This window comes from Palleronia caenipelagi, from assembly GCF_007004065.1.
Classification (GTDB): Bacteria; Pseudomonadota; Alphaproteobacteria; order Rhodobacterales; family Rhodobacteraceae; genus Palleronia; species Palleronia caenipelagi.
On sequence record NZ_VFSV01000005.1, the window covers coordinates 113,138 to 133,242 of the forward strand.

The window sequence follows — 20,105 nt, forward strand, 5'->3', positions numbered from 1 at the left end:
AAGCTCTTGTGAACGGCGGGATTTACCCGCCGTTCATGCTTTCGGGTCCAGTCTGACCCAATGAATTACGGCCTCCAATCCAGTCTCTTCACGCATGCCGAGCGGGCCGATGTTGCCCGGATAGCCGGCTTGAACCACCGCAGGCAGCGATTACGGGAGCGGATGTTTCATAGCGGATCAGATGCTCTCAGCGATGGCGATTTGCTCGAATCGCTGCTTCTGGCGCTACAGCCCCATACAGATCCCACCCCGCTTGCCCTGAGGCTATTGCAGCGATTTGGCGATCTCGGGGCAATCTTCGGGGCAACGCCCGCGGAGATCGCAGCAACGCAGGGATCCGGATCAGCCCTCTCTGCCGATCTCGCGATGATTGGCGTGCTCACGCGCCACAGCCTGCGCAGCAAGGTCATCGGGCGCCCGGTGGTGTCCGGCTGGCAGGATTTGCTCGACTATTGCAGTGCGACGCTCGGCAAAGCACATATTGAGTGTTTGCGCGCGGTGTTTCTGAATGTGAAAAACGTCGTCATTGCAGATGAAGAGCTGGGGCGCGGCACAATTGACCATGTTCCGGTGTATCCGCGCGAAGTCGTGAAGCGAGCTCTGGAGCTGAATGCCAAAGCCATTATTCTCGTTCACAATCATCCTTCGGGCGACCCGACGCCCTCACCTGAAGACATCGCAATGACCCGGCAGATGGTCGAGGCGTGTCACCTGATGGCGATCACGCTTCACGATCACGTCATTGTCGGCAGCGCAGAGACCCTCAGCTTTCGCGCCGAGGGTCTTCTCTAGGTCAGGCCAGCCGCCCGTGGCAGTGCTTGAACTTCTTGCCGGAGCCACACGGGCACGTGTCATTGCGGCCCGGATTCCCCCAGGTCGCCGGATCTGATTCGACAAACCCGGGGACGCCATGCTCGGAATGGCTGTCCTCAGCCTCGGATGCCTCCTGCAACTGGGTGCGCTGCGCCTGAATCTGGGCGATCATCTGCTGCTGCTCGGCCTCCGTCAGCGGACGGATCTGGCTGAGTTTCTGCGTCACCTCAGCGCGCAGCGAGTCCAGCAGACTTTCAAAGAGCTGGAACGCCTCGTTTTTGTACTCGTTCAGCGGATCACGCTGGGCATAGCCGCGGAACCCCACAACCGAGCGCAGATGCTCCAAGGTCAGCAGATGCTCACGCCACTTGCTATCAATGGCCTGCAACAGCACCTGCTTTTCGATCTGGCGCATGTTGTCGGGACCGAATTGCTCCAGCTTTTCGGCCATGAACGCATCGGATTTTTCGTACAGGCGGTCGCGGATTTCCTGATCGTCGACGCCATCTTCCTCAACCCAGTCCTTGATCGGCAGATCAAGGTTGAGGCGCTCCAGCACAGCCACATAAAGCCCTTCACCATCCCATTGATCCGCATAGGACTTCGCCGGAATGTACTGATCCACAAGGTCATCAATCACCTCGTGACGCATGTCCTGTGTGATCTCTGAATGATCCTCGGATTCCATGATCTCACGGCGCTGAGCAAAGATCACCTTGCGCTGATCGTTCATCACATCGTCGAATTTCAGGAGCTGCTTACGGATATCGAAGTTGCGCCCCTCGACCTTCGCCTGCGCGCGTTCAAGGCTCTTGTTGACCCAAGGGTGCACGATGGCCTCGCCTTCTTTCATGCCGAGCTTGCGCAGCACCGAATCAAGACGTTCAGAGCCAAAGATCCGCATCAGGTCGTCTTCGAGACTGAGGAAGAACGCGGAGCGCCCCGGGTCTCCCTGACGCCCGGATCGGCCGCGCAGCTGGTTGTCGATGCGTCGGCTCTCATGGCGCTCGGTGGCTAGCACGAAGAGACCCCCGGCCTCTTTCACCTTTTCTTTATCCGCCGCAGTTTCCGCCTCGATGCGGGCGCGCAGCTCTTCGGGGTCGGCCTCTGGGTCGGCAGCCAGCGCATCGAGCACCCGCATTTCCACATTGCCGCCAAGCTGAATGTCCGTACCGCGGCCGGCCATGTTCGTGGCAATCGTCACTGCGCCGGGTTTACCCGCATCGGCAACGATCTGCGCTTCCTGCTCATGCTGACGCGCGTTCAGGACATTATGCGGGATCTTCTCCTTTTGCAGGAGGCCGGAGAGAAATTCGGACTTCTCGATGGAGGTCGTGCCGACCAGAGCCGGCTGGCCCTTTTCGTGCGCCTTGCGGATTTCTTCGACGATGGCTGTGTATTTCTCTCCCGCTGTACGGAACACCGCATCGTCCTCGTCCACACGGGCAATTGGACGGTTGGTGGGCACTTCGACCACGCCGAGCCCGTAAATTTCCATGAACTCCTCGGCTTCGGTCAGGGCCGTGCCGGTCATGCCCGACAGCTTGTCATAGAGGCGGAAATAGTTCTGGAACGTGACCGAGGCGAGCGTCACGTTCTCTGGCTGAATGGACAGGCCTTCCTTGGCCTCGATGGCCTGATGCAAACCGTCCGAGAGGCGGCGGCCCTGCATCATCCGGCCTGTGAACTCGTCGATCAGAACGACCTCGCCGCCGCGAACGATGTAATCCTTGTCCTTCTGGAACAGCTTATGTGCGCGCAAACCTTGGTTCACATGGTGTACGATGGTTGTCGATTCGGGATCATAGAGCGTCTGGCCTTCGGGCAGGATCCCGGCCTGAGACAAGTGTTGTTCCAGGAACTCGTTGCCCTCATCCGTGTAGGTCACGTTGCGGGTCTTTTCATCGAGCGAATAGTGGCTGTCGTTCAGCAGCGGAATGACCGTGTCCGTCACGCGATACAGCTCGCTGCGGTCCTGACTGGGGCCCGAGATGATCAGCGGCGTTCGCGCCTCGTCGATCAGGATCGAGTCCACCTCGTCCACGATGGCAAAGGAATGGCCCCGCTGGGCGAGTTGGGCCAGCTCGGACTTCATATTATCGCGCAGATAATCGAAGCCCAGCTCATTGTTCGTCGCATAGGTCACGTCCGCGGCATAAGCGGCGCGCTTTTCGTCCTCGGGCTGCTGGGGATAGACGACGCCGGTGGTCATACCGAGATGCGCAAAGACCTTTCCCATCCACTCCGCATCGCGACGTGCGAGGTAGTCATTCACCGTCACGATATGCACGCTGCCGCCCGTCAGGGCGTTGAGATAAGCGGGGAAGGTCGCCACGAGGGTCTTGCCCTCGCCTGTCTTCATCTCGGCGATATTGCCCTGATGGAGGAAGATGCCACCCATCAGCTGCGTATCAAAGGCGCGCAGGCCCAGCGCACGACGCGCGCCTTCACGACAATTTGCAAAGGCTTCGGGTAAGATATCGTCCAGCAACGTGCCAGAGGCGACGCGCGCCTTCATATCTTCGGTCCGGGCGATCAGCTCGGCATCGGACAGTGCCTCGAATTCTTCTTCGAGGGCATTGATCTTGTCCACCAGAGGCCTGGTCGATTTGATCTTGCGGTCATTCGGTGTCCCAAAGACCTTGCGTGCAACGGTTCCCAGACCCAGCATTCTTTCTCCTGACATCACGTATGTGAGGGGATCGCTTGCCCGCCCGATCAGGGCCGAATAGGAAGGCTGCAATATTCGCCCCTCCAGAGGCTTCAAGCGATGTAAGGGGCGGCATGTAGAGTGTCAACGGCGGCGGCTGCGTCGCCCGAAAGGAACGAGATGACCAGACTGACGTCTTTGATTGCTGCATTTGCTTTTTCGACCGCCATGCCCGCCGTCGCACAGGAGGCCGGCACGGTGCTCGCAACCGTGAATGGTGAGGCGATCACCCTCGGTCACGTGATCGCGCTCCGGGAACGGCTGCCGCAGGAATACCAGCAGCTGGACGACGGTGTTCTGCTCGACGGGCTGACCCAGCAGCTGATCCAGCAGACCGCACTGGCCGCGACGGCTGAGGGCCTGTCAAAGCGCGGTGAGCTGGTGATCGAAAACGAGCGTCGCGCGCTGGTGGCCGCCGAGGAAGTCCAGAAGCTGGCCGAAGGTATTGTGTCCGAGGAGGACGTCCGCGCCGCGTATGACGAGATGTTTTCGAACCCCGTGCATGGCCACGAGTTCAACGCATCGCACATTCTTGTCGAGACCGAAGAAAAAGCCGCCGAGCTGATCGAACAGCTGAAGGGCGGCGCCGATTTCGCCGAACTGGCAAAGGCCGAATCGACCGGCCCCTCGGGCCCGTCGGGCGGTGAACTGGGCTGGTTCGGCGACGGGGCCATGGTTCCTGAATTCGACGCGGCCGTGCATGTCATGGAGGTCGGTGACATTTCCGAACCCGTGCAAACCCAGTTCGGCTGGCATGTGATTAAGCTCAACGAGACCCGCGATCTGCCCCCGCCCGCCTTCGAAGAGGTGCGGGACGAAATCGAGAGCGACCTGCAGGTCGAGGCGCTTGAAATGCTCCTGGCCGACGTGGTGGCCAAGGCTACGGTCGAGCGCCCCGAGCTGGATCTGGATCCCTCTGTCATCCGCAACAGCGACCTTCTGGACTGACGCCCATGGCCACCCGCTCACCTCTCGCTCCCGACACCTTCCCTGACCTGCCCGAGATTGCCGGGCTGCGGCTGGCCTCCGCCGCCGCCGGGGTCCGCTATCAGGGCCGCACAGACGTGATGCTGGCTCTGCTCGATCCGGGCACCACCGTGGCGGGTGTCTTCACCCGATCGGCCACGCGTTCGTCCAACGTGCGCGATTGCGAGGCGAAAATCGGCGGCGACAGCGCAGGCGGCGCGGCGATCATCGTGAACTCCGGCAACTCCAACGCCTTCACGGGTAAGGCCGGGGACGGGTCCGTTACGCGGATCTGCGCCGCTGTGGCCGAGGCAGCCGGGGTCACTGAGGCGCGCGTCTTCACCTCCTCGACCGGGGTGATCGGGGAACGGCTGCCCGATGAGCGCATCACAGCCGTGGTGGGCGATCTGGTGGCCAACGCGGTGCCGGGCGCGCTGGAGGACGCGGCGGGCGCCATCATGACCACCGACACCTTCCCCAAGGGCTCGGCCCGGGTGGTGGAGGTGGACGGGCAGGAGGTCCGCATCGCTGGCATCGCCAAGGGCTCGGGCATGATCGCGCCGGATATGGCCACGATGCTGGTCTATATTTTCACCGACGCAAAGATCGCCCGCCCGCTCTTGCAGGAGATGCTGTCGGAACTCTCCGACCGGACCTTCAACTGTATAACCGTGGATGGCGACACCTCGACCTCGGACACGCTGCTGCTGGCCGCTACCGGCCAGAGCGTGGAGATCACAGAGCGCGGCGGAGCATTCGAAGCGGCTTTGGGCGAGGTCATGCTCGATCTGGCCCATCAGGTGGTCAGGGATGGCGAAGGTGCAACGAAATTTGTCGAGGTCGCCGTGACCGGAGCCGCCACTGACGCCGATGCGCGCAAGGTGGCCTCGGCAATCGCCAATTCACCGCTGGTGAAAACCGCTGTCGCCGGAGAGGATCCGAACTGGGGTCGTATCGTCATGGCGGTAGGCAAATCCGACGCCGAAGCCGACCGCGACCGCCTCACCATCCGCTTTGGTGACATCGAGGTGGCGCGCGAGGGCTGGGTCTCGCCCGACTACACCGAGGACGCCGGCGCCGGATATATGAAGCAGCAGGAGCTGGTCATCGGTGTGGATCTTGGCCTCGGGGATGGCGCAGCCACTATGTGGACCTGCGACCTGACCCACGCCTATATCCAGATCAACGCGGATTACCGCTCGTGAAGGTTGTCCTCGTCTCCGCCGTGGCGCTCGTCGATGTGGACGGTCGGGTGCTGCTTGCCCAACGCCCGGAAGGAAAATCCATGGCGGGGCTCTGGGAGTTTCCCGGCGGGAAAATCGAACCCGGCGAACGTCCCGAAGACGCGCTGATCCGCGAATTGCACGAAGAACTGGGCATCGACACCTGGTCCTCCTGCCTCGCGCCGCTGACCTTTGCGAGCCACGCCTACGAGGAATTCCATCTGCTCATGCCGCTGTTTGTCTGCCGCAAATGGGACGGAACGCCGATCGCACGCGAAGGGCAGGTGCTGAAATGGGTCTACCCGCGCGACATGCGCGATTACCCCATGCCCCCGGCCGACATTCCCCTGATCCCGATCCTGCGCGATTTGCTCTGAACGTAAACCGGCGGATGACATCAACGACCGTCGGTCTGTACTACGGGTTGGACCATTCGGTCTGACGGAGGCCAACTCACCACCCGAACAGCACGGATCGGCCCCGTCTGTCAGGCGCGGAGCCCATGGTCGGGAGGGCTCTCCAGCAAGGCCATTGCGTCGATATAGGCTTTCCGCGTGCGGTCGATATGTTCTGCCAGCAAACGCCGGATCTGCTCCATCTGACCGTTTCGTACGGCCTCAGCGATGGCCAGATGCTCGTCAAAAGACAGCTCCGTATGGTGCGGCAATTGCGACAACAGGGTGCGCAGGGCTGCGATCTTGCCGACATAGCGCGTGTAGCTGGCGGTGAGGTAATCGTTGCCCGCATGCTCGAAGATCAGACTATGGAACGCCGTGTCCAGGGCGAGATAAGCCCGTTTGTCCCCTGACATCCGGGTCTTGGACATATCTTGCACCACGTCGGTCATCGCGTTGGCCAGCCCACCCGGATCCCGTTCGAGGGCAAGCTCGAAACCGGCCGTTTCGACAACCTGCCGAAAGTCACAGATTTGCTCGACCTCAGCAACGGACAGAGAGAACACACGGGCGCCTTTCTGCGGCTCGATGCTGACAAGTCCTTCATCTCTGAGTTGAGCGAGCGCCTCCCGAACAGGGGATTTCGAAACCCCCAACTCCTCCGAAATCGTCCGCTCGGATAACACCTGACCCATTTCAAGCGTGCCATCCACAATCCGCGCGCGCAGATATTCCAGCGCGAGTTCGCGGAGTGACTTTGGTCGTTCAAGCGGCATGGGCCATCCTCTGCGGTCCGGTCTGCTCCAGAACTATAGCCCATGGACAACGGTCCGCAATCTGGTATATCAGATACCAGATTTCAGTTAGGAGGAGCTGACGGTGGGGTCGGAAAGTTATTCAAAACGCACAGACCGGCCGAAGGTCGTGATCACCGATTACGATTTCGGCGATGTTGAGGTCGAACGGGAGATCCTGGAGGCCGCCGGTGCCGAAGTGATCTCCCTGCAAGCCAAGTCCGAGGCCGACCTCTTCGAGGCGGCGGCAGATTGCGCGGCAATGATGAATCAATACGCCCGCATCGGTGGCGAAACGATCCGGCGGATGCAGAAATGCGAAGTGATCGCACGCTATGGCGTCGGCGTCGATATCGTCGATGTGGCGACGGCGACCGAGCGCGGTATCCTTGTGACCAACGTGCAGAACTACTGCACCGAAGAGGTTGCCGACCACGCGATTTCGCTCTGGCTGACGCTCGCCCGCAAGCTGCCTGATTACGACCGCGCCACCCATCAGGGCATCTGGCGCTGGCAAAGCGGCCAGCCGGTCTACCGTCTGCGGGGCCGCACCATGGGCGTTGTCTCTTTGGGCAAGATCGGCCAGGCCATCGCGTCGCGGGCGCAGGCGTTCGGGGTGAACGTCATCGCGTTCGATCCCTTCCTGCCGGCCGATGTTGCGGCCTCTCTGGGGGTCGAGCTGGTGTCCAAGGAAGATCTCCTCGCGCGCTCCGACTACCTCCTGATGCAGGCGCCGATGACGCCGGACACCCGCCACTTCCTGTCCGACGCGGAATTCGCCGCCATGAAGCCCGGTGCCATTCTGGTAAACACCGGGCGCGGTCCGACGGTGGATAACAAGGCGCTGTACCGCGCCCTGACCGAAGGCACACTGGCCGCCGCCGGGCTCGATGATCCCGAGGAAGAGCCCGCGAAACGGGCCAGCTGGGATCCGGCGGACAACCCGATTTTTACCCTGCCAAACGTCCTCGTGACGCCCCATGCGGCGTATTACTCCGAGGAATCCATTCGCGCCGCGCGGGTCACCGCCGCGACGCAGGTCGCCAAGGTCCTGACCGGACAGGCGCCGGACTACACGGTCAACGCCGACGCGTTGGCAAAACAATCAGCCTGACGGAGAGCATTATGCCCGAGACGAGCACTGACCTTAGAGTCTTCAACGATTTCGAACGTAATCCCGAGCTTCTCAAGAAGTTCGACAAAGTGCTGGAGGCCTATTCCGCTTCGGCGATCTTCGCCGATGTGCAATACCGCACCGGCGTGATGGACAGCGCGATCAAGCCGCCCTTCCGCGCCAAGGTGACGGGCCAGGCGGTGACGGTTCAGCTGTCCAAAGGCGATCTGGTCGATCCCCTGAAAGCGCTGGAAATGGGCCAGCCCGGTGACGTGATCGTGGTCGATGCCGGTGGCGATGTGAACACCTCCGTCTGCGGCGGCCTGATGGGCGGCCTGGCGAAGAACCGCGGCATCCGCGGCATGATCGTCGATGGCGCTGGCCGCGATACGGACGAGCTTGAGGATATTAACTGGCCCATCTGGACCCGCGCCATCACGCCGCGCGGCACCCACACCATGTTTTCGGGCCGCAAGGAAGAGCTGTCGATCAACGTGCCCATCGCCTGTGGCGGTGTGGTGGTGAACCCCGGCGATTTCATTGTGGCTGACCTGATGGGTGTCTGCGTAATCCCGCTGGAGACCGCCGAAGAGGTCGTGCGTCTGGCGCAGGAACAGGCCGACCGCGAAGTGGCCACCCGCGAATGGGTTGCCAAAGGCAAGACCGTCGAGGATCTGCTGAATGAATTCGGCCGCATCTGAGCCGGTCCTGATCGGGATCGACTGGGGCACCTCCTCGCTCCGCGCCTGTCTGATCGGCGCGGAGGGTGAGGTGCTCGACCGGGTCGCCTCGGATGAGGGGATCATGCAGGTCGAGGACGGCGATTTCGACGCCGTCTTCGACCGGCTGATCGGGCCGTGGAGGACCGGGCGCGACCTGCCGATCCTCGCCTCGGGCATGATCACCAGCCGCAATGGCTGGGTCGAGACACCTTATGTGGAGATGCCCGCAGGCGCGGACAGCCTCGCCTCGGCGCTGGTGGCCCACGAGACGAAGAGCGGCGCACGGATTCACTTTGTCACCGGTGCCACGACCACCCACGCCACGGGACCAGACGTGATGCGGGGCGAAGAGACCCAGATCATCGGCGCCGCTGCGATCGGCATGGCCGACGGAACCTTTGTCATGCCGGGCACCCACAGCAAATGGGTGCATGTGGCCGGGGGCCGGATCGAAGATTTCGCGACCTACATGACCGGCGAGATCTTTGCCGCGCTCAGCGGTCACACGATCCTCGGGCGGCTGATGGAGGGCTCTGGCTTTAACGCCGACGGCTTCGCCAAAGGCGTCAAGGCCGCGCTGGCCGAGGACGCGAACCTGCTCCACGACCTGTTCCATGTCCGCACCTTGCCGCTGATGGGGCAAATCCCGGCGACCGAGACCGCCGATTTTCTGTCAGGGCTGCTGATCGGAACCGAGATCGCATCGGCCCGGCGACAGGCCGGAACGCTTGGAGAGATCACAATTGTCGGGCGCAGTGATCTGGCGGACCGCTACGAGATCGCCCTCAGCGCCGCCGGTCTGAAAAGCCGCCGCGCGCCGGATGATATCGTCGCCCGGGGGCACCTCCTCATCGCAAAAGCCGCAGGATTGATCTGATGACTGACCTCTCAACCGCCATGGCCGCAAACCCCCTGATCGCGATCCTGCGCGGGCTCGTGCCTGACAACGCCGAAGCCGTCTCTGACGTGCTGGTCGAGGCGGGGTTTCGTATCATCGAGGTGCCGCTGAACTCGCCCGATCCCTGCGCCTCCATCGCCCGGATCGCCAAACGCCACGGCGAGACCGCCGTGGTCGGTGCCGGGACGGTTCTGACCGTCGCCGATGTGGAGGTTGTGGCCGAGGCAGGGGGCCGGATCATCGTCTGCCCGAACATGAACCCCGAGGTGGGCCGCGCGGCGGTCGAGCGGGGCCTCTACTGGTGCCCCGGCGCAATCACCCCGTCCGAAGCCTTTGCGGCGCTGGAGATCGGCGCGGCGGTGCTCAAGATCTTCCCTGCCGAGTTGGTCCCGCCCGCCGCGATCAAGGCTATGCGCGCGGTCCTGCCCCCCGAGACTGTCATCGCCGCCGTTGGGGGCATCACGCCCGAGACCATGGACCAGTGGACAGAGGTCGGAGTGAACGGGTTCGGCCTCGGCTCCGCCCTTTTCAAGCCGTCCTACACGCTCGAGGAGATTGCGGAGCGGGCGGCGGCGTTTGTCTCCGCACTGGCTCAGCGAGGCTAAGTAGCCGGCATGTCCGCCCTGTCTGTGCCCCCTGCCCCGGACCGGCGACCGTACGTTGCGCTCGTCGCCCATGACGCGCGTAAGGACGAGATCGTTAAGTGGGCTGGCCGCCACGCCGCGCAACTGGCCCGGGTGGAGATCGTCTCCACCGGCACCACCGGCGGTCGGATCTCTGAGGCCTACCCCGAGCTCAGCGTCACGCGATTGAAAAGCGGCCCGCTGGGCGGGGATCAGCAGATCGGCGCGATGATCTGCGAGGGCCAGATTGCCGCGCTGATCTTCTTCGTCGACCCGCTGTCGCCCATGCCCCATGATGTGGATGTCAAAGCGCTGACCCGGCTGGCCACGGTCTATGACCTGCCCATGGCCTGCTCCGCCTCGACGGCCGATCTGATCGTGAACGGACTTCTGGGCGCGCCTTAGGCCGGATCCAGAAGAGCAGTCGCGATCTCGTCCAGACGGTCGATGCCAAGCTGGCTCATATTGGCCTGCATATCCGCCTTAAGCACGTGTATCACATGCTCGATGCCTCGCGCTCCGAACGCGGCCACAGCGTAGTGAAATGCGCGGCCCAGCATGACGAAATCCGCGCCCTTCGCATATGCGCGCAGAATGTCGAGACCCCAGTTGACGCCGGAATCGTAGATCAGCGGCATATCTGGGCCTACCGCCTCGCGGATCAGCGGCAGCTGGTCGATGACGGCGGGACCGGCTTCGAACTGGCGACCGGAATGGTCCGACACCCAGAGGCAATCGGCCCCTTTGGAGGCTATACGGCGGGCATCGTCGGGGTTCAGCACACCCTTTACCGCGAGATGTCCGTCCCATTCGTCGCGCAAGGCCCGCAGGTAGTCCCAGTCCGGGATACCACGAATGAGCGCGCCCGCATGGGTAAAGCTCTCCCGGCCCCGCTGAGGGATGTAATCGTCAAAGAAGCGCATCCTAGGGATCCGCGCCTCGCGCAGCTGCGCCAGCGACCAGGACGGGCGGCGGGCCATGTCGAAGAGCGTGCGCAGATCGGCCTTGGGCGGGACCGTGAGATTGGCGCGGCGCTGACGCTCCCTGCGACTTTCCTCGGGCACATCCACGGTCAGGACCAACGTGTGAAAGCCCGCCGCCTTGATCCGCGCGAGCATGGCACGCCGCAACTCGGGGGAATTCACCGGATAATGCTGAAACCACCCCACATCCCCGATCTCGTCCGCCACATCTTCGGGAGAGGCAACGGCGACGCTGGACTGGCAGTAAGGGATGTTGTGGGCGACGGCGGCGCGGGCGAGCATCCGCTCGGCCCCGGCCCAGATCAGTCCCGACATTCCCACCGGTGCGATGCCAAAGGGCAGGTCGTAGGAACGGCCCATGAGCGTCGTGCCGAACTGCGCCTTGATCTGGCCGCGCAGCACGCGCGGCATGAAACGGATGGCGTCGAGGGCATCGCAGTTGATCTGCAACCCCCGCTGCCGGCCCGTGGCACTGTCGAGATATTCAAAAACGAAATGAGGGATTCTGCGGCGCGCGCGGCGCCGCAGATCATCGATAGAGGGATGCGACAGATCGAGATCCGTCCGGCTCAGGATCTGTCGCATCTCCGTCTCCGTCAGTAGAGCGACGGCAGCGCCAGGGAGAGCGCGGGCACATAGGTGATCAGCAGCAACAGGATCAGCATGCCGACGAAGAACGGCAGGATCGCCCGGCTGAGGCTCTCGATGGAGACCTTCGAGATGCTACTGGCCACAAAGAGGTTCACCCCCAAGGGCGGCGTGCAGAACCCGATGGCGAGGTTCACCGTCAGAATCACGCCAAACACGATGGGATCAACCCCCAGCGCCTGCGCCACCGGCAACAGGATCGGTGTCATGATGATGATCGAGGAGATCGTCTCCATGAACATGCCGATGACCAGGAGGAGCAGATTGATCAGCAAGAGGATGATGATCGGATTGTCCGACAGACCCGTGATGCTGTTCGACAGGTTGGTGGGGATCTGCGCCAGCGTGATCAGGCGGCCAAAGGCGGTGGCCATGATGACGAGGACGAGGATTGAGCCACTTGTCTTGGCACTGCCAGCGAGAACTTCGGGCAGGTCTCGGATCGTCAGGTCCTTGTAGACAAAGATTCCGATGATCGCCGCATAGACCACCGCCACGGCGCCTGCTTCGGTCGGCGTGAAGATGCCGCTATAGATGCCACCGAGGATGATGCCGGGCACCAGCAGCGCCAGGAACGACGCTCGGAAGGTTTTCCAGACACTGGCGCCCGAGAAGGTCGTGGTGGACTGGAGGACCGCTTCTTCCTTGCGCAGCAGGAACCGCGCCATGAGCATGAACATCACAGCGAACATGACGCCGGGGATGACACCCGCGAGGAACAGCTTGCCGATGGAGACCTCGGCGGTCACCCCGTAGATGATAAAGGGGATGCTCGGCGGGATCATCACGCCGATCATGCCCGACGACGCCGTCAGCGCGCCGGAGAATTTGCGCGTGTAGCCGACCTTTTCCATCTCGGGGATCATGTTCGAGCCGATGGCCGCCACGGTCGCGGGGGAGGAACCGGAGATCGCGGCGAAGAACACGCAGGCCAGCACGTTCACATAGGCGAGGCCGCCACGAATATGGCCGATCAGCGCGTTGGCAAAATCCACCAGACGGCGCGACATGCCGCCATGCTGCATCAGGTCACCTGCCAGAATGAAGAGCGGCACGGCGATCAGGGGGAAGCTGTCAGCACCAGTCACCACCGAACGGGCCAGCAGTACCAAGGGCGGCGTGCCGTCGACGAACAGCATCACCACCATGGTGGCGAGGCCGAGGCAGATACCGATGGGGACGCTGAACAAGAGCAGCGCGAACAGGGTCAGAAAAAGTACGGTTGCAAGCATGTCCGGGTCCTCACGCCTTGGCGTTGTCTAGGGCTGCGATCTCGTGCAGCGTGCGCTTCAGGTACTGGATGACGCGGAACGCCGAGAGCGTCGCGCCAACGGGGGCGGAGGCGTAGAGGATCGGGATGGGCAGGCCCAGCACCACCGATTTCTGGCTGGCGACAAAGGGCATCTGGATGAGCTTCAGGCATTCCCAGGTGAGGATTGCGAGGAACCCCAGCACCAACAGGCCCACCGCCACGTCCACATAGAGCTGACCGCGCTTGCCCAGCAGGTCCCGCAACACCGTAATGCGCACATGGTCGCCGGTGTGGAACGCATAACTGACCCCCAGCCAGACGAACCAGACGAACAGCCACAGGGTCAGTTCCTCGCCCCAGGACAGGGACGCGTTCATGATGTAGCGCATGAAGACATTGCCAAAGATCAACAACACAATGGCGGCGAGGAGCAGGCTCGCCAGAGCCTTTTCCGCGTTCTGGTTCAACCACTTCAGAACCGGCATGAGGTTTCCTCCCTGAGAAAAAAGAGGGCGCCCGGACCAGTGAAGGTCGGGGCGCCCCGGTTGGTCTACCCGCGCACGGGGATCAGTTGCCGCTGGCCGCCGCGACCGCAGCCACCCAGGCGTCATAGGCCTCGGCACCGACTTCGTCGCGGTATTGCAGACGGACCTCTTCGGTCTTGTCGGCAAAGGCCTGACGTTGCTCGGAGGTCAGCTCCAGCACTTCGACACCGGCATTGCGGATCTCTTCGAGTTGCGCGGCATCCTCGGAGGCGATCAGCTCGGCCTGATAGTCACGGGCTTCAGCCATGGAGGACATCACCAGCTCTTTGTGCTCATCCGACAGGCTGTCCCAGAAGAACTGCGACATCACCGGCATGTAGACTGCAAAAACGTGGCCCGTGGTGGTGAGATATTTCTGCACCTCGTAGAAGCGCTGCGAGGTGATGATCGCCAGCGGGTTTTCCTGCCCGTCGATCACGCCCTGCTGAAGCGCCGAGTAAACCTCGCCAAAGTTCATCGGCGTGGGGTTGGCGCCCAGCGTCTCGAAAGTTGCCACATGGGCGGGCACCTTCATGGTGCGCAGCTTCACACCTTCCAGGTCCTCGGGAGTCTCGATCGGACGCACATTGTTGGTGACGTTGCGCACCCCGAGCTCCAGCCAGCCCAGACCCTTCAGGCCCTGCTGCTCCACACGCGACAGCATGCTGTCGCCCGCTTCACCCTGAAGCACGTCCCAGGCCACGTCCTTGGACGGGTACATATAGGGCAGCTCGACCACCGCAAAGGCCGGATCCCAGCCCGCAAAGAAGGACGACGGCGGTACAGCCATCTCCAGAACACCGGTCTGGACGCCCTCGATCATCTCGCGGTCGGGGCCCATCTGCGAGGACGGGAAAAGCTGAACGTCGATCTCACCATCGGAGCCCGCTTCGACCAGTTCCTCGAACTTCTGCATGGCGCGATGCATGTGAAAGGCTTCGGCGGCGCCGTGGCCAACCTTTATGACGGTTTCAGCCGACGCTGTAAACGCCAGACCTGCTGACAGAACAACGCTGAGCGCGATGGTGGTTTTGGTGAACACGGTTTCCTCCCCGAAGCTTCATTGCAACTGCTATCTGAGATATCAGATATTGGTCGCGATTCAAGCAATATCTTTGGCCGGCCCCGATAGGGCGTCGCTCGGCCTGACCGAAACGGCGAAGTGACTGCGGCAATCGCGACGCTGGCTCGTGAAAGGGCTTGCTCCGAAGAGCTGGGCGGGCTTCCATCGCGTTCAGGTTCATGGAGGGATCACCAGATGTTCATGCGTCTGAAGGATTGTCACAACTTTCAGGATTTCCGCACTCTGGCGCGAAAACGTCTGCCGGGGCCGATCTACAACTACATCGACGGCGCGGCGGATGATGAGACGACCTATAACCGCAACACCGAAGCCTTTCGCGACGTGGATCTGGTGCCCAGCATCCTGCGCGGAGTCGAAGAGGTGGATACCTCGGTCACGGTGATGGGGCAAAAGCTCGACACACCGTTCTACTGCTCGCCCACCGCTTTGCAGCGCCTGTTCCACCACGATGGCGAACGTGCCGTGGCCGCCGCGGCGGAGAAGTTCGGCACCATGTTCGGGGTCTCGTCGTTGGGGACTGTCAGCCTCGAAGAGCTGCGTAAGAAACACAAGAACCCGCAATGCTACCAGTTCTATTTCCACAAGGACCGGGGCCTGAACCGCGCGATGATGGAACGGGCGAAGGAGGCCGGGGTCGAGGTGATGATGCTGACCGTGGACAGCATCACCGGCGGCAACCGCGAACGTGACAAGCGGACGGGGTTTTCCATTCCGTTCCGCCTGAACCTCTCTGGGTTGACCCAATTCGCGATCAAACCCGCCTGGGGGATCAACTACGTCACCCACGAGAAATTCGCCTTGCCGCAGCTCGATTACCACATCGACACCGGGGGCAGTGCGTCGTCCATTGCCGGGTATTTCACCAATATGCTCGACCCGTCGATGAACTGGGATGACGTGGCCGAAATGGTGGACTTCTGGGGCGGGCAGTTCTGCCTCAAGGGCGTCATGTCCGCCGAAGATGCCGTCCACGCTGCCGAGATCGGCTGCACCGGCGTGGTGATTTCGAACCACGGAGGGCGGCAGCTCGACGGCTCCCGCGCGCCATTCGATCAGCTCGACGAAATCGTGCAGGCGGCGGGGGATCGGCTCGATGTCCTGCTGGACAGCGGCGTGACGCGGGGAACCCACGTGCTCAAGGCTCTGTCACTGGGGGCCAAGGCCGTCGGGGTCGGGCGCTACTACCTCTTCCCCCTCGCGGCGGCGGGTCAGCCGGGGGTCGAGCGGGCGCTGGGTCTGATGCAGGACGAAATCGTCCGCGACATGCGGCTGATGGGCTGCACGCGCATCGACCAGCTTGGCAAGCACAACCTGCGCTTCCGCTGAAATTCAGGCCCAGGGAGGCGGGGTCCTATTCAGAAATGCCTCGATCCCAGCCCTCGCCTCGTCGCCTTCCCAGATATCGGCAAGGCGGCGGATCGTGTCCTCGATTACCTCACTGTCGATGCGGGGGCTGAGCGCGCGGGTCAGGGATTTGGCCGCCGCAACGGCGCCGGGCGCAACGGACAGATAGGGCGTGACCTCAGCCTCGACCGCCTCAGCCATCCGATCCGCCGGGACAATGCGCGAGACGATGCCAAGCTCCAGCGCTTCCTCGGCATCGAAGATCCGCGCCGACATGAACACCCGCCGTGCGGCGCCTTCGCCCATCCGCGCCAGCACGTACGGGCCAATCGTGGCAGGGATCAGGCCCAGCCGGGTTTCCGTAAGGCCGAATCGTGTGGCCGGGTCCGCCAGCACCACATCGGCCACGCACGCCATCCCGATGCCGCCCCCATAGGCGCCCCCGTGCAGCCGGGCGATCAGCGGGGACGGCATCTCGTTCAGCGCCCGCAACATATGCGCCAGTTCCCGGGCGGCGGCGATCCGGCCAGGGCGATCGGCCTCAATCTGGTCCCGCATCCATTCGAGATCGCCGCCCGCACAGAACACGTCCCCGGCCCCATCCAACACCACCGCGCGGGTCTCTGCCTCGGCCCCGATCCCCAGCGCCATCTGCGTCAGCTCCGCAATCATCTGCCCCGACATAGCGTTCCGTTTATCCGGACGGTTCAGAGTGACACGGACAACGCCCCGCGCATCACGGATCACAGTTAAGGTTTCATAGCTCATCCGGTGCTCCTAAGACTGCGGGCAACCGTCGCCGCGTCGCGCAGTTTGTCGGGGACGAGTCCGGTGTCATAGCCCCGCTCCGCCAACATCGCAGCGACCGCTTCGGTGGCAACGTTGCCTTTGGCGCCCGGAGCGTAGGGACATCCCCCCAGGCCACCAATGGCGCTGTCAAAGACCCGGACCCCCCGCTCCAGACAGACCGCGATATTTTCCAGCGCGCGCCCGTCCGTATCGTGAAAATGCCCCGCCAACCGCTCCGTCGGGACGGCTCCCATCACCGCATCCAGCATGGCGGAGACGGTCTCGGGCTTACCCTTGCCGATGGTATCACCAAGGCTGATTTCGTGGCATCCCATCCGGCTCAGCGCAGCGGCCACACGGGCGACCGCCTTGGGCTGCACCGGGCCGTCATAGGGGCAATCCGTGACGCAGCTCACATAGCCCCGGACCTTGATCCCGGCCTCGACCGCGTTGGCGACCACCGGGGCAAACCGCGAGAGGCTCTCCTCGACCGAGCAGTTGATATTCGCCTGACTAAAGCCCTCGGAGGCCGACCCGAAGACCGCCACCGCATCCACTCCGGCCTGCATCGCCGCCTCCAGCCCCCGCAGGTTCGGCGTCAGCGCCGAATATTCGACACCGTCGGCGCGCGCGATCCCGGCCATGACCTCCGCCGCATCCGCCATTTGCGGCACCCATTTCGGGCTGACAAAACTCGTCACTTCGATCCGCGTGAACCCACAGCCCGAGAGCGCATCCACCAACCGGATCTTGTCGGCGGTGGTGACGGGGGCGGGCTCGTTCTGCAACCCGTCGCGCGGCCCCATCTCGACCAGAGTGACCCGTTCAGCCATCCTCCGCCTCCAGCCTGATCAGGAGTGCCCCGTTCTCCACCTGATCGCCGGGGGCCGCAAGTAGCTCCGCGACCGTGCCATCGCGCGGCGCGGTGAGGGTGTGCTCCATCTTCATCGCCTCCAACACCAAGAGCGGCTGCTTCGCCGTGACCAGGTCGCCAGCCGCCACATGCAGCGCGATGACCTTGCCTGGCATCGGCGCCAGAATAACGTCGCCCCCGGCCTCTGTTGTCCCGCCAACGGCCAAGGGATCGAGGCGCTGTGCCGTCAGCGCGTGCCCGTCTCCGATGATCTTGAAGCGGTCGTCGTCCTTTACGCAAGCGACAGTCCGGCTCCGCCCCTCAGATATCACGCGGAACCGGTCCCCATCCCGGCTCAGATTGAGGCGAACGCCGTTCACGATGAAACGCCCGGGGGCAAGGGTCTCCACCGCCACCGCCTGCTCCGTCCCGTCAAAGACGTAACGCGCCGTCTGCACCGCCGGACCCCAGGCACGCCATCCGGTCAGCGCGGTCCAGGGATCGGCATCAGACACCTCATCGAGGAAACCGAGCACTGCCACCGCCAGCACTGCGTGCAGCACCGGATCCATTTCAGATGGCGCGGTAAGGGCCTCCAGATCCCGCGCTATCAGCCCCGTATCGACCTCGCCCGAGGCAAATCCCTGATTCCGGGTCAGGGCGGTCAGGAACGCCCGGTTGGTCACCAGCCCTGCCACCTCAGTCTGCTCCAGCGCGCGGGTCAGGCGCGCCAGCGCCGTGGCGCGGTCGGGACCATGGGTGATAATTTTGGCAATCATCGGGTCATAATGGGGGGTGATCTCGTCTCCGGCGCGCACGCCTGCGTCGATTCGCACCGCCGCCGGCCCGAACTCCGCGCCCTCAGGAAACCGCAGATGCGCCAGACGCCCCGTCGCCGGCAGAAAGCCCGCCGACACATCCTCGGCATAAAGCCGCGCCTCAAAGGCATGGCCATCGATCCTCAGATCCTCCTGCTCGAATGGCAGTGGCGTCCCGGCAGCCACCTGCAATTGCAGCGCCACAAGGTCTTGCCCGGTGATTGCCTCGGTCACAGGATGCTCGACCTGCAGCCGGGTGTTCATCTCCATGAACCAGAACCCGTCCGGGCGCAGGGGGCCGGAGCCGTCGGCGATAAACTCCACCGTCCCGGCGCCTACATAGCCGATCGCCCGCGCGGCCTCGACGGCGGCCTGCCCCATCGCTGCGCGGACCTCCTCGGGCATGTGTGGCGCCGGGGCCTCCTCGATGACCTTCTGGTGGCGCCGTTGCAGAGAACAGTCGCGCTCGAACAGGTGCACCACATTGCCCTGCCGGTCGGCGAAAATCTGGATCTCCACATGCCGGGGACAGGTGACGAATTTCTCGACCAGCACGCCCGGATCGCCAAAGCTCGCCTGCCCCTCGCGCTGGGCGCCGCTGAGCGCATCGGCGAAGTCCTCGGGGCGCTCGACCAGCCGCATCCCCTTGCCGCCGCCGCCCGCGCGGGCTTTGATCAGCACTGGGTAGCCGATCCGGTCCGCCTCAGCCGCCAGCCGGTCCGCGTCCTGATCCGCGTTGTGATACCCCGGCACCACCGGCACCCCGGCGCGCTCCATCAGCGCCTTGGCGGCGTCCTTCAGCCCCATGGCGCGGATGGCCGAGGGGGGCGGTCCGACAAAGATCAGCCCCGCCGCCTCCGCCGCTTCAACGAATTCAGGGTTTTCCGACAGGAAGCCATAACCCGGGTGGATCGCATCCGCCCCGGTGATCCGCGCCGCATCGAGGATCGCTTCGGCGCGGAGGTAGCTTTCTGTCACAGGCGCGGGTCCGATCCGCACGGCTTCGTCCGCCATCGCCACGTGCCGCGCCTCGCGATCAGCATCGGAGTAGACCGCCACGGTGAAAATTCCCATACGGCGGGCGGTGGCGATGACCCGGCAGGCGATCTCGCCCCGGTTGGCGATCAGGAGTTTTCGGAACATGGGCTCAGATCCTCCACCAGATGGAACCGTTCGCAGACGAGCAACATGTCCTCTGACCAGCCGCCATTCTGCGTGAAAAAAGCGCGATGATCGGCCCGCCACCCGGCGAGATCCGTGTTCTCGCCCTCCGCCAGCGCGAACACCTCGGGCACTTCGTCAAAGTGCAGGATCTCGACCGAGGTGGTCTCGATAACCAACTCCGGGGTGCCGTCCCAATTTAGCGCGATATCCCGGCGTCCCTGCACCGGCAGGGGCTCGCCCTCGACCCCAAAGTCCCGGAGCGCGCCACAGGTGGCGGTCTTTTGGCCCTGGCGCACGAGAGCCAGCAGCCGGGCGGACAGTTCGGGACAATCTCCGAAGGTAAAAGTGGTGGCGCCGGGATAGCGGCGCATCAGCTCCTCCATCACCG

General features: G+C 63.4%; 20 protein-coding genes. 10 read left to right on the forward strand and 10 right to left on the reverse strand.

Annotation, left to right across the window (positions count from 1 at the left end; all coding sequences use genetic code 11):
• The first annotated feature begins 60 nt into the window (after window positions 1–60).
• A complete protein-coding gene (gene radC, locus FEV53_RS04300; RefSeq protein ID WP_142833586.1) occupies window positions 61–792 on the forward strand; it encodes a RadC family protein in 732 nt (243 codons plus the stop codon).
• 1 nt (window position 793) lies between these two features.
• On the opposite strand, the gene secA is transcribed toward radC, so the two are convergent.
• A complete protein-coding gene (gene secA / locus FEV53_RS04305) occupies window positions 794–3,484 on the reverse strand; it encodes a preprotein translocase subunit SecA (RefSeq protein ID WP_142833587.1) in 2,691 nt (896 codons plus the stop codon).
• A gap of 159 nt (window positions 3,485–3,643) precedes the next feature.
• On the opposite strand from secA, the gene FEV53_RS04310 reads away from it, so the two are divergent.
• Genes FEV53_RS04310 through FEV53_RS04320 form a run of 3 tightly spaced genes read left to right on the forward strand, consistent with a single transcriptional unit; the run spans window position 3,644 to window position 6,089 of the window.
• The gene (locus FEV53_RS04310; RefSeq protein ID WP_142833588.1) at window positions 3,644–4,471 is read left to right on the forward strand and encodes a peptidylprolyl isomerase; all 828 of its coding nucleotides are present in this window, start codon (window positions 3,644–3,646) and stop codon (window positions 4,469–4,471) included.
• A gap of 5 nt (window positions 4,472–4,476) precedes the next feature.
• Window positions 4,477–5,694, forward strand: a complete 1,218-nt coding sequence (gene argJ, locus FEV53_RS04315; protein ID WP_185962100.1) for a bifunctional glutamate N-acetyltransferase/amino-acid acetyltransferase ArgJ — start codon at window positions 4,477–4,479, stop codon at window positions 5,692–5,694.
• Window positions 5,691–6,089, forward strand: a complete 399-nt coding sequence (locus FEV53_RS04320; RefSeq protein WP_142833590.1) for a (deoxy)nucleoside triphosphate pyrophosphohydrolase — start codon at window positions 5,691–5,693, stop codon at window positions 6,087–6,089. The genes argJ and FEV53_RS04320 overlap by 4 nt, the downstream gene beginning before the upstream one ends.
• Before the next feature lie 110 nt (window positions 6,090–6,199).
• Here FEV53_RS04320 and FEV53_RS04325 read toward each other — a convergent pair whose 3' ends face one another.
• Entirely contained in the window at window positions 6,200–6,883 is a 684-nt protein-coding gene (locus tag FEV53_RS04325) for a GntR family transcriptional regulator (protein ID WP_142833591.1), read from the reverse strand.
• A gap of 103 nt (window positions 6,884–6,986) precedes the next feature.
• Here FEV53_RS04325 and FEV53_RS04330 point away from each other — a divergent pair, with 103 nt between their 5' ends.
• Genes FEV53_RS04330 through FEV53_RS04350 form a run of 5 tightly spaced genes read left to right on the forward strand, consistent with a single transcriptional unit; the run spans window position 6,987 to window position 10,663 of the window.
• On the forward strand, window positions 6,987–8,015 hold the full coding sequence (locus FEV53_RS04330; RefSeq protein ID WP_142833592.1) for a C-terminal binding protein: 1,029 nt from the start codon (window positions 6,987–6,989) through the stop codon (window positions 8,013–8,015).
• A gap of 11 nt (window positions 8,016–8,026) precedes the next feature.
• Window positions 8,027–8,716, forward strand: a complete 690-nt coding sequence (locus FEV53_RS04335) for an RraA family protein (protein ID WP_142833593.1) — start codon at window positions 8,027–8,029, stop codon at window positions 8,714–8,716.
• A complete protein-coding gene (locus FEV53_RS04340) occupies window positions 8,697–9,614 on the forward strand; it encodes a 2-dehydro-3-deoxygalactonokinase (protein WP_142833594.1) in 918 nt (305 codons plus the stop codon). Before FEV53_RS04335 ends, FEV53_RS04340 begins: the two co-directional genes overlap by 20 nt.
• The gene (locus tag FEV53_RS04345; RefSeq protein WP_142833595.1) at window positions 9,614–10,240 is read left to right on the forward strand and encodes a 2-dehydro-3-deoxy-6-phosphogalactonate aldolase; all 627 of its coding nucleotides are present in this window, start codon (window positions 9,614–9,616) and stop codon (window positions 10,238–10,240) included. Before FEV53_RS04340 ends, FEV53_RS04345 begins: the two co-directional genes overlap by 1 nt.
• Before the next feature lie 9 nt (window positions 10,241–10,249).
• Window positions 10,250–10,663 carry a methylglyoxal synthase gene (locus FEV53_RS04350; protein WP_142833596.1) on the forward strand — a complete coding sequence of 138 codons (414 nt, stop codon included), beginning with the start codon at window positions 10,250–10,252 and terminating at the stop codon, window positions 10,661–10,663.
• On the opposite strand, the gene FEV53_RS04355 is transcribed toward FEV53_RS04350, so the two are convergent.
• From FEV53_RS04355 to FEV53_RS04370, 4 genes are all read right to left on the reverse strand, one after another.
• Window positions 10,660–11,826: an alpha-hydroxy acid oxidase gene (locus FEV53_RS04355; protein WP_142833597.1), complete on the reverse strand. Its 1,167-nt coding sequence runs from the start codon at window positions 11,824–11,826 to the stop codon at window positions 10,660–10,662. The two genes, FEV53_RS04350 and FEV53_RS04355, sit on opposite strands and share 4 nt — an antisense overlap.
• A gap of 11 nt (window positions 11,827–11,837) precedes the next feature.
• The gene (locus FEV53_RS04360) at window positions 11,838–13,121 is read right to left on the reverse strand and encodes a TRAP transporter large permease (RefSeq protein ID WP_142833598.1); all 1,284 of its coding nucleotides are present in this window, start codon (window positions 13,119–13,121) and stop codon (window positions 11,838–11,840) included.
• Window positions 13,122–13,131: 10 nt separating this feature from the next.
• Complete coding sequence (locus FEV53_RS04365; protein ID WP_142833599.1) at window positions 13,132–13,626, reverse strand: TRAP transporter small permease; 495 nt, start codon at window positions 13,624–13,626, stop codon at window positions 13,132–13,134.
• Window positions 13,627–13,708: 82 nt separating this feature from the next.
• On the reverse strand, window positions 13,709–14,707 hold the full coding sequence (locus FEV53_RS04370) for a TRAP transporter substrate-binding protein (RefSeq protein WP_142833600.1): 999 nt from the start codon (window positions 14,705–14,707) through the stop codon (window positions 13,709–13,711).
• A gap of 216 nt (window positions 14,708–14,923) precedes the next feature.
• On the opposite strand from FEV53_RS04370, the gene FEV53_RS04375 reads away from it, so the two are divergent.
• A complete protein-coding gene (locus FEV53_RS04375) occupies window positions 14,924–16,075 on the forward strand; it encodes an alpha-hydroxy acid oxidase (protein ID WP_246100726.1) in 1,152 nt (383 codons plus the stop codon).
• A 3-nt stretch (window positions 16,076–16,078) separates the two neighbouring features.
• Here the strand turns inward: FEV53_RS04375 and FEV53_RS04380 are convergent, their stop codons facing one another.
• Genes FEV53_RS04380 through FEV53_RS04395 form a run of 4 tightly spaced genes read right to left on the reverse strand, consistent with a single transcriptional unit; the run spans window position 16,079 to window position 20,088 of the window.
• The gene (locus FEV53_RS04380) at window positions 16,079–16,861 is read right to left on the reverse strand and encodes a crotonase/enoyl-CoA hydratase family protein (RefSeq protein ID WP_142833601.1); all 783 of its coding nucleotides are present in this window, start codon (window positions 16,859–16,861) and stop codon (window positions 16,079–16,081) included.
• Entirely contained in the window at window positions 16,858–17,715 is an 858-nt protein-coding gene (locus tag FEV53_RS04385; protein ID WP_142833602.1) for a hydroxymethylglutaryl-CoA lyase, read from the reverse strand. The genes FEV53_RS04380 and FEV53_RS04385 overlap by 4 nt, the downstream gene beginning before the upstream one ends.
• The gene (locus tag FEV53_RS04390; RefSeq protein ID WP_142833603.1) at window positions 17,708–19,696 is read right to left on the reverse strand and encodes an acetyl-CoA carboxylase biotin carboxylase subunit; all 1,989 of its coding nucleotides are present in this window, start codon (window positions 19,694–19,696) and stop codon (window positions 17,708–17,710) included. The genes FEV53_RS04385 and FEV53_RS04390 overlap by 8 nt, the downstream gene beginning before the upstream one ends.
• Window positions 19,678–20,088 (reverse strand): ASCH domain-containing protein, encoded by a 411-nt coding sequence (locus FEV53_RS04395; RefSeq protein WP_246100727.1) that lies wholly within the window; start codon window positions 20,086–20,088, stop codon window positions 19,678–19,680. Before FEV53_RS04395 ends, FEV53_RS04390 begins: the two co-directional genes overlap by 19 nt.
• Window positions 20,089–20,105: the final 17 nt, after the last annotated feature.